This is a genomic window from Olavius algarvensis spirochete endosymbiont, assembly GCA_900608495.1.
Lineage (GTDB): Bacteria > Spirochaetota > Spirochaetia > DSM-2461 > DSM-2461 > UBA2779.
In genome coordinates this window covers 1-259 of record UWYT01000130.1, presented here as the reverse complement: position 1 = coordinate 259, position 259 = coordinate 1, and the positions used below count along the sequence as shown (strand labels likewise).

At 53.7% G+C, this 259-nt stretch carries 1 protein-coding gene; it reads right to left on the bottom strand.

Annotated elements, in window-relative coordinates:
- On the bottom strand, positions 1 to 259 hold a 259-nt coding region (locus tag S1OALGB6SA_RS03460; protein WP_195910276.1), incomplete at both ends, for an InlB B-repeat-containing protein.

The window sequence follows — 259 nt, the reverse complement described above, 5'->3', positions numbered from 1 at the left end:
ATTTTTATGGTTCCACCTGCCGCAACATCAGTGCCACTTCCATCGGCCTGAGTGTTCCAGCCATCAAATTTCTTGTCGGTAGGAGCCGTAAGTCCCGCGGGCGCCGCTGCAGCCGTCACAGTTTGGCCAGAAGCGTAACGAGTGTCATCTGTCGGAGCAGTACCGGTCCCACCATTTGGATTGTAGGCAACCGTATACGTATCAACCCATTTGGCATAGAGCGTCAAACCACCACTGGGCATAGGTATGGTTCCAGTAC